This is a genomic window from Streptomyces sp. NRRL B-24085, assembly GCF_001282115.1.
Taxonomy (GTDB): domain Bacteria; phylum Actinomycetota; class Actinomycetes; order Streptomycetales; family Streptomycetaceae; genus Streptomyces.
On the sequence record NZ_LJBR01000140.1, the window covers coordinates 1 to 7,951 of the forward strand.

Genomic DNA, 7,951 nt, shown 5'->3' on the forward strand with positions numbered 1-7,951 from the left:
GATTGCGTGCTGCGGCACTGTAGTCGTGCGTCCAGCCCATGCCCGGTCGTGTGCCCCCGCCCCAAGGTCGATAACCGCCCCCACGCCCCCCAATTGGCCTATGCGCGGGGCAAGTGGCCGTTCGTAGGACAGGCGTTCAGATCCGGATACCGGGCGCGCACTTTCGGTCACCGATCGGGTTCGGGATCCTTCAGCCAGTTGATCAGTTCTGTCGAGAAGGCGACCGGATCCTCCTCGTGCGGGAAGTGCCCGAGGCCGTCGAACAGCCGCCAGCGGTACGGCGCTTCGACGTACTCCCCGGAGCCCGCCGCGCTCCTGGTCCGCATCACCGGGTCGAGCGAACCGTGCAGATGCAGGGTCGGCACGCGGACGGGCCGCTTCATGCGCCGGTTGAACTGGATCCCGTCGGGCCGGGCCAGGGAGCGCACCATCCAGCGGTACGGCTCGATCGAGCAGTGCGCCGTCGAGGGGATGCACATCGCGGCGCGGTATGTCTCCACCGCCTTGTCGTCCGGCAGCCGCGGGCCGGACCAGTCCCGGATCAGCTCGGCGACCAGCGCGCCGTCGTCCGCGGTGAGCTGCCGCTCCGGGACCCAGGGCCGCTGGAACCCCCAGATGTAGGAACCGGCGCGCGTCTGCCTGAGGTCCGAGAGCATCGCCGAGCGCCAGCGCCGGGGATGCGGCATCGAGGCGACCGCGAGCCGCCGTACCAGCTTGGGACGCATCGCGGCCGCCGTCCACGCCAGGTAGCCGCCCAGGTCATGGCCGACCAGAGCGGCGTCCGGCTCGCCGAGGGAGCGGATCACGCCGGTGACGTCGAGGGCGAGGTTGGCGGGGTCGTAGCCGCGCGGGGTGCGGTCGCTGCCGCCGACGCCGCGCAGGTCCATGGCCACGGCCCGGAAGCCGGCGTCGGCGAGCGCCTCCAGTTGGTGGCGCCAGGTCCACCAGAACTGGGGGAAGCCGTGCAGGAACATCACGAGCGGTCCGTCGCCCAGTTCGGCGATGTGGAAGCGCGCGCCGTTGGCCGCCACGTCCCGGTGCGTCCAGGGACCGTCGGGCCGTACGAGGGAGGCGGGCTGCTGCGCCGAAGGGGTGGCGGGGTCGGTCATGATGTCGAGCGTGCCACAGCCTCGATGGCCTTCGTCTCCCGGACCCGCTCCTCCAGGGCCTTGTTGTCGTTGCCGGGACGCGGGTGCGGCTTGGCGTTCTGGAGCACGCCGGCCGTCTCCTTCACCGAGGCGGCGACCTTCTGCGGGCCCTTGCCCTTCTGCGCCTTCTTCGCGAAGACGACACCGATCAGCGCGAGGACCAGCGCGACGAGGACGTTGGCGGCGAAGGACAGCAGGAAGCAGACCGCGAGGTTCCAGTCGCTCCAGGTCCGGATGCCGTACGCCAGCGCGAAGTTGAGCATCGGCAGGGAGAACAGCAGCACCCCGCCGGCCACGCTGAACGCGCCGCCGCTCATCGCGCCGCGCTTGACGTCCTGCTTGAGCTGCGCCTTCGCCAGCGCGATCTCGTCGTGCACCAATGCCGACATCTCGGTCGTCGCCGAGGCGAACAGTTGGCCGATGCTGCGTTCGGCGCCGACCGGGCTGCCGTCGGGTGCGCTCATCGCGGTCTCCCTCTTCACTGACTCGGTGTGGGACGTGGCTCTGCATGTCCGTGTCTTTTGTACCGTCCCGTCAGATCATGCCCGACGGTCGTCCTCCTCGCCTGCCCCGCCCGTCACTTCGGCAAGCCGCTCGGCGGTCTGGCGCTCGGCGATCCGGCGGTGCTCGGCGGCCTTGCGCTCGTGGATCGCCGCCATCCGCAGGTGGTACGCCGGGTCGTCCTCCTCGTAGATGTCCGGAACGCCGTCGAGATCCTCGTCGCGCTCCTCCGTCTCGAACAGCCTGCGGTACTTGGCGTTGCGCAGCTTCAGCAGCACGGTCGCGAGGGTTGCCGCGGTGAGCGAGCCGAGGAGTACGGCCGCCTTGACCTCGTCGGTGAGCGTCGCGTCGCCGTCGAAGGCGAGCTCGCCGATGAGCAGGGACACGGTGAAGCCGATGCCGGCGAGCGTGGCCACCGCGAACACGTCGGCCCATGCGAGGTCGTCGCTGAGCGAGGCCCGGGTGAAGCGGGCCGTCAGCCAGGTCCCGCCGAAGATGCCGAGCGTCTTGCCGAGGACCAGCCCGAGCACCACGCCCAGCGTCTCCGGCCGGGTGAACACGTCCCCGAGCGTGCCGCCCGACACCGAGACACCGGCGCTGAAGAGGGCGAACAGCGGGACGGCCAGGCCCGCCGAGAGCGGCCGTACGAGATGCTCGATGTGCTCGCCGGGGGAGTGCTGCTCGTCCTCCCTCCTGGTGCAGCGCAGCATCAGGCCCATCGCGACGCCCGCGACCGTGGCGTGGATGCCGCTGTTGTACGTCAGCGCCCAGATCACCAGCGCGAGCGGGACGTAGACGTACCACCCGCGCACGCCCTTGCGCAGCAGCGCCCAGAAGACGACGAGGCCGGCGGCCGCGCCGCCGAGCGCGGCGAAGTCGATGTCGGCGGTGAAGAAGACGGCGATGATCAGGATCGCGAAGAGGTCGTCGACGACGGCGAGGGTGAGCAGGAAGGCGCGCAGCGCGTTCGGGAGCCAGGTGCCGATGACGGCGAGCACGGCGAGCGCGAACGCGATGTCGGTGGCGGTGGGCACGGCCCAGCCGGACAGGGAGCCGTCGCCGGTGAGGTTGGTGACGGCGTACACGAGGGCCGGTACGGCCATGCCGCACAGGGCCGCGACCACGGGCAGCGCGGCCGCCTTCGGGTCCTTCAGGTCACCGGCGACCAGCTCGCGCTTGAGCTCGATGCCCGCCACGAAGAAGAAGACCGCGAGGAGGCCGTCGGCGGCCCAGTGTTCGATCGACAGGTCGAGACCGAGGGTCGCGGGACCCAGGTGGAAGTGGCTGACGCTCTCGTAACTGTCGTGCAGCGCCGGGACGTTCGCCCAGATCAGGGCGGTGACGGCGGCGATGAGCAGGAGCACACCGCCGACCGTCTCGGTGCGCAGCGCGTCCGCGACGAAGGTGCGCTCGGGGAGGGAGAGGCGTCCGAGGACCTTACGAGTGGGCGCGGGCATCAGGGGGACCTCCGGTCGGTGGACAGGGCAGTGCTGCTCGCCGACCAGACTTCCCGGCACACCTTGAGGGTCACGCTCTTTTGTTTAGTTTACCTAAAAGGGGTGCCGGGCGCGCACGCGCGCCCGGCACCCCCGTGATCAAGAGCCCGGTCAGTCCTCGCTGGGCGAGGCCGGCAGCTTGGCCTGGATGAGGTCCATGACCGTGGAGTCCGTCAGCGTGGTGACGTCACCGAGCTGGCGGTTCTCGGCGACGTCCCGCAGCAGACGGCGCATGATCTTGCCGGAGCGGGTCTTGGGCAACTCGGCCACCGGCAGGATCCGCTTGGGCTTGGCGATCGGGCCGAGGGTGGCGCCGACGTGGTTGCGCAGGTCGTTGACGAGCCCCTCGTCCTCGGCGTTCGCCGTGCCGCGCAGGATCACGAAGGCGACGATGGCCTGCCCGGTCGTCTCGTCGGCGGCACCGACGACGGCCGCCTCGGCGACCGAGGGGTGGGAGACGAGCGCCGACTCGACCTCGGTGGTCGAGATGTTGTGGCCGGAGACCAGCATGACGTCGTCGACGCGGCCCAGCAGCCAGATGTCGCCGTCGTCGTCCTTCTTGGCGCCGTCCCCGGCGAAGTACCTGCCCTCGAAGCGCGACCAGTAGGTGTCGAGGAAGCGCTGGTCGTCACCCCAGATGGTGCGCAGCATCGACGGCCACGGCTCGGTGAGGACGAGGTAGCCGCCTCCGCCGTTCGGGACCTCGTTCGCCTCGTCGTCGACGACGGTCGCGGAGATGCCGGGCAGCGGGGTCTGCGCGGAGCCGGGCTTGGTCGCGGTGACGCCCGGCAGCGGGGAGATCATCATCGCGCCGGTCTCGGTCTGCCACCAGGTGTCCACGATCGGCGTGCGGTCGGCGCCGATGTGCTTGCGGTACCAGATCCACGCCTCGGGGTTGATCGGCTCACCGACCGAGCCCAGCACCCGCAGGCTGCTGAGGTCGAACTTCGCGGGGATGTCGTCGCCCCACTTCATGAAGGTGCGGATCGCGGTGGGCGCCGTGTACAGGATCGTCACCCCGTACTTCTGGATGATCTCCCAGAAGCGGCCCTGGTGCGGGGTGTCCGGGGTGCCCTCGTACATGACCTGGGTGGCGCCGTTGGCGAGCGGGCCGTAGACGATGTACGAGTGCCCGGTGACCCAGCCGACGTCCGCCGTGCACCAGTAGACGTCGGTCTCCGGCTTGAGGTCGAAGACGGCGTGGTGGGTGTACGCGGTCTGGGTGAGGTAGCCGCCGGAGGTGTGCAGGATGCCCTTGGGCTTACCCGTGGTGCCGGACGTGTACAGGATGAACAGCGGCTGCTCGGCGTTGAACGCCTCCGGGGTGTGCTCGGCCGACTGCCGCTCGACGATCTCGTGCCACCACACGTCCCGGCTGTCGTCCCAGGCGACCTCCTGGCCGGTGCGGCGGACGACCAGCACGTGCTCGACGTTGCCGGCCTTGCCGACCGCTTCGTCGACGGCCGGCTTGAGCGCGGACGGCTTGCCGCGCCGGTAGCCGCCGTCGGAGGTGATGACTACCTTGGCGTCGGCGTCCTGGATGCGGGTGGCGAGGGCGTCCGCCGAGAAGCCGCCGAAGACCACGGAGTGCGCGGCGCCGATCCGCGCGCACGCGAGCATCGCGACCGCCGTCTCGGGGATCATCGGCATGTAGACGGCGACCCGGTCGCCCTTCTGGACGCCCAGCTCCAGCAGGGCGTTCGCGGCCCTGGAGACCTCGTCCTTGAGCTCGGCGTAGGTGATCGCGCGGCTGTCGCCCGGCTCGCCCTCGAAGTGGATGGCGACCCGGTCGCCGTGGCCCGCCTCGACATGCCGGTCGACGCAGTTGTACGCCACGTTGAGCTCGCCGTCCTGGAACCACTTGGCGAACGGCGGGTTCGACCAGTCCAGTGTCTCGGTGGGCTCCTTGGCCCAGCTCAGCCGGCGGGCCTGCGCGGCCCAGAAACCCAGCCGGTCAGCCTTGGCCTGCTCATACGCCTCCGCCGTGACGTTGGCGTTCGCGGCCAGGTCGGCGGGGGGTGCGAACCTGCGCTCTTCCTTGAGCAGGTTGGCCAGGCTTTCGTTGCTCACGGCATCTGCCTTTCCCAGGGTGTCCGTTGTGTCCCAGGCCACAGCTCATCAGACCGCGGATGCGATGACAAGGGTCGACCGACAATTGGTTTAGACCTGTGGACTCGTCGAGTCCGGCGGCCCGGGTCATCCGTACCCACGGACGCCGACCAGGCGGAGTTCAGCAGGTGTAACGCCTTTCACACTCCTGCCGGAGTACGGCGGAAGCGGCGTCGACGTCCGACGGCGAGTCTCCGGGGGACGGGAGCCGGGAGCCGGGAGCACGGACACGGACACGGGGCTGACCGTCGGCCGGGGCCGTTGGCGGAGTTCCATCGGCGCCGCGTCGCACTCCGCCGTGCGAGCGCGAGGCTTGGCGGGGTGCGGATCCCCCTAGAGAGACCGCACCCCGCGGGGGCTCACGCCGACAGGTCCGCCGCCTCCACGTGCTCGAACAGCCCGTCCCCGTCCCCGCCGGTGAGCAGGTACGCCTGGGCCTCGCCCACGTGGAAGTACATCCCGTGCAGCTCCAGCCGCCCCTCCCGCAGGGCCCGGGCGACCGAGTCATGGGCGCGCAGGTGCTCCAACTGCTGGACCACGTTGGTCAGACAGAGCTGCTCGACCGCGTCGGCGGGCGCCCGCCCGGCAAGCCTGGCCCAGGGCCGGCCGCCGTCGGCCATCCGCTCCAGGCTGGGCAGTCCGTGCCGCAGCCAGCGCTTCAGCGGGGTCCCGGCACCGCCCGGCTCGGCGTCGAGCAGTGCCTGCATGGCCCCGCAGCCGGAGTGCCCGCACACCGTGATGGACCGCACCTTCAGCACGTCCACCGCGTACTCGATCGCGGCCGCCACCGAGTCGTCCCCGCTCTCCTCACCGGGCCGGGGGACGAGGTTGCCCACATTGCGCACCACGAACAGGTCGCCCGGACCACTGGAGGTGATCATCGAGGTGACGAGCCGCGAGTCGGCGCAGGTGAGGAAGAGCTGGTCCGGTTGCTGGCCCTCGCGCGCCAGCCGGGCCAGCTCGCCCCGCACGATCGGCGCGGTGTTGCGCTGGAACGCGCTGATGCCACGCGCCAGGTCGTGCCCGCTCGACTCCCGTGGCCCGCCCGGGGCCTGCGCGGCACCCGGTTCGCCGGACGCGTCGGCGTCCGCGGCGGCCTGCGCGGTGTACGGGCGCTCGCACTGGTGGTTGCGCCAGGCCGTCCAGGGGCGGCAGCGGCAGTGGCCGTCGTCGGACGGCTCGGCGATGCGCGTCCCCGGTCTGCGGCCGGTCAGCTCGACGGAGCCGCCCTGCGCGGTGTGCGTCTTCTGCCAGTCGTGCAGCGACTCGTACGCCGCGTGGTCCATGAACGACCCGTCCAGCTCCACGACGGCGTCCGCCCCCTGGGGGACCAGATGCAGGGCCCGGCTGAGCCGCGGCACCGCGAGGAACGTCAACTGCCCGCGTACGTGTACGTGATGGACCCCTTCCCTCTCGCAGTGCGTGATCCGGGTGCGGGTGAGGCGGTGCAGGGCGACTGCGACGGCGACGGCGATGCCCAGCGTCACGCCCTCCAGGACGCCGAACACGACCACGCCGACGGTGGTGACGGCGTAGACCAGGACCTCCCGGTGCCGGGTCACCGTGCGGATGTGGTGCAGGGACACCATCTGGATGCCGACAGACATCACCAGGGCGGCGAGCGAGGCGAGCGGGATGAACTCGAGGACCGGGACCATCAGCAGCGCGGCGATCACCACGAGAGCGCCGTGCAGCATCGTGGAGTTCCGGCTGACGGCACCCGCCTGGACGTTCGCGGAACTGCGCACCGCCACACCGGCGACGGGCAGTCCGCCGAGGGAGCCGGAGACGATGTTGGCGGCGCCCTGGCCGAGCAGTTCGCGGTCCAGGTCGGAGCGGCCGACGCGGACCCCGCGGCCCGTGCCGGTGTTCGCGGCGATCAGGTCGGGGCGTCCGGACGCCAGCTTGTCGACGGCCACCGCGCCCAGCAGTGACTGCACGCTGCACACCAGGGTGGTGGTCAGCACGGCGGCGACGAGCCCCAGCACGGGACCCTCGGGCAGTCCGGCCAGCGCGTGGCTGCTCCAGGACGGCAGATCGACCTTCGGCACGGCCAGCCCGGCGAGGCAGGCGGCGGTGGTGGCTCCGGCGACGGCGACGAGCGCGGCCGGGATCCTGCGCAGAAGGTGTCCCGCCCGGCCCGGGATGCGCGGCCAGAGGAACAGCAGCGCCAGGGTCAGCGCGCTCACCGAGACCGAGGCGGGCTGCAACCGCGCCAACTGGGCGGGCAGGGCGCGGAGGTTGTCGAGGACGGAGCTCTGCGGGGTGCCGCCGAGGACGATGTGCAACTGGGCGACGGCGATGGTGACGCCGATGCCGGCGAGCATCCCGTGCACGATCGCGGGGCTGACGGCGAGCGCGGTGCGGGCCACGCGCAGGCAGCCGAGGCCGAGTTGGGCCACTCCGGCCAGGACGGTGATGGCGCAGGTGGTCCGCCAGCCGTAACGGTGGATCAGGTCGGCGGTGACCACGGTGAGGCCGGCGGCGGGGCCGCTGACCTGGAGCGGGGAGCCGCCCAGCTTGCCGGCGACGATCCCTCCGACGGCGGCGGCCACGAGGCCGGCCTGGAGGGGTGCGCCGGTGGCGAGGGCGATGCCCAGGGACAGGGGCAGGGCGATCAGGAAGACCGCGATCGATGCCGACACGTCGGCGCCCGCGATGCGGAACCGGCGGGGCGGGGTCGGCGGGGGGCTGTGG

Annotated in this window: 5 protein-coding genes; all 5 read right to left on the reverse strand. The window is 71.4% G+C overall.

Features of this window, described 5'->3' with window-relative positions; translation table 11 throughout:
• Nucleotides 1–167: 167 nt before the first annotated feature.
• On the reverse strand, nucleotides 168–1,109 hold the full coding sequence (locus AOJ26_RS17250) for an alpha/beta fold hydrolase (RefSeq protein WP_053849194.1): 942 nt from the start codon (nucleotides 1,107–1,109) through the stop codon (nucleotides 168–170).
• Nucleotides 1,106–1,612 (reverse strand): phage holin family protein, encoded by a 507-nt coding sequence (locus AOJ26_RS17255; protein ID WP_053849195.1) that lies wholly within the window; start codon nucleotides 1,610–1,612, stop codon nucleotides 1,106–1,108. Before AOJ26_RS17255 ends, AOJ26_RS17250 begins: the two co-directional genes overlap by 4 nt.
• Nucleotides 1,613–1,687: 75 nt before the next feature.
• Nucleotides 1,688–3,106 carry a Na+/H+ antiporter NhaA gene (nhaA, locus tag AOJ26_RS17260; protein WP_053849196.1) on the reverse strand — a complete coding sequence of 473 codons (1,419 nt, stop codon included), beginning with the start codon at nucleotides 3,104–3,106 and terminating at the stop codon, nucleotides 1,688–1,690.
• A gap of 150 nt (nucleotides 3,107–3,256) precedes the next feature.
• A complete protein-coding gene (gene acs / locus AOJ26_RS17265) occupies nucleotides 3,257–5,215 on the reverse strand; it encodes an acetate--CoA ligase (protein ID WP_053849197.1) in 1,959 nt (652 codons plus the stop codon).
• Between the two features lie 398 nt (nucleotides 5,216–5,613).
• Nucleotides 5,614–7,951: bifunctional SulP family inorganic anion transporter/carbonic anhydrase (locus AOJ26_RS17270; protein ID WP_053849198.1), on the reverse strand; the 2,338-nt coding region annotated here is incomplete at its 5' end.

What these genes read in the sequence shown, in the direction of transcription:
- AOJ26_RS17250 (WP_053849194.1), bottom strand. Translation starts at nt 1,109, where the DNA reads ATGACCGACCCCGCCACCCCTTCGGCGCAGCAGCCCGCCTCCCTCGTA.
- AOJ26_RS17255 (WP_053849195.1), bottom strand. Translation starts at nt 1,612, where the DNA reads ATGAGCGCACCCGACGGCAGCCCGGTCGGCGCCGAACGCAGCATCGGC.
- nhaA (WP_053849196.1), bottom strand. Translation starts at nt 3,106, where the DNA reads ATGCCCGCGCCCACTCGTAAGGTCCTCGGACGCCTCTCCCTCCCCGAG.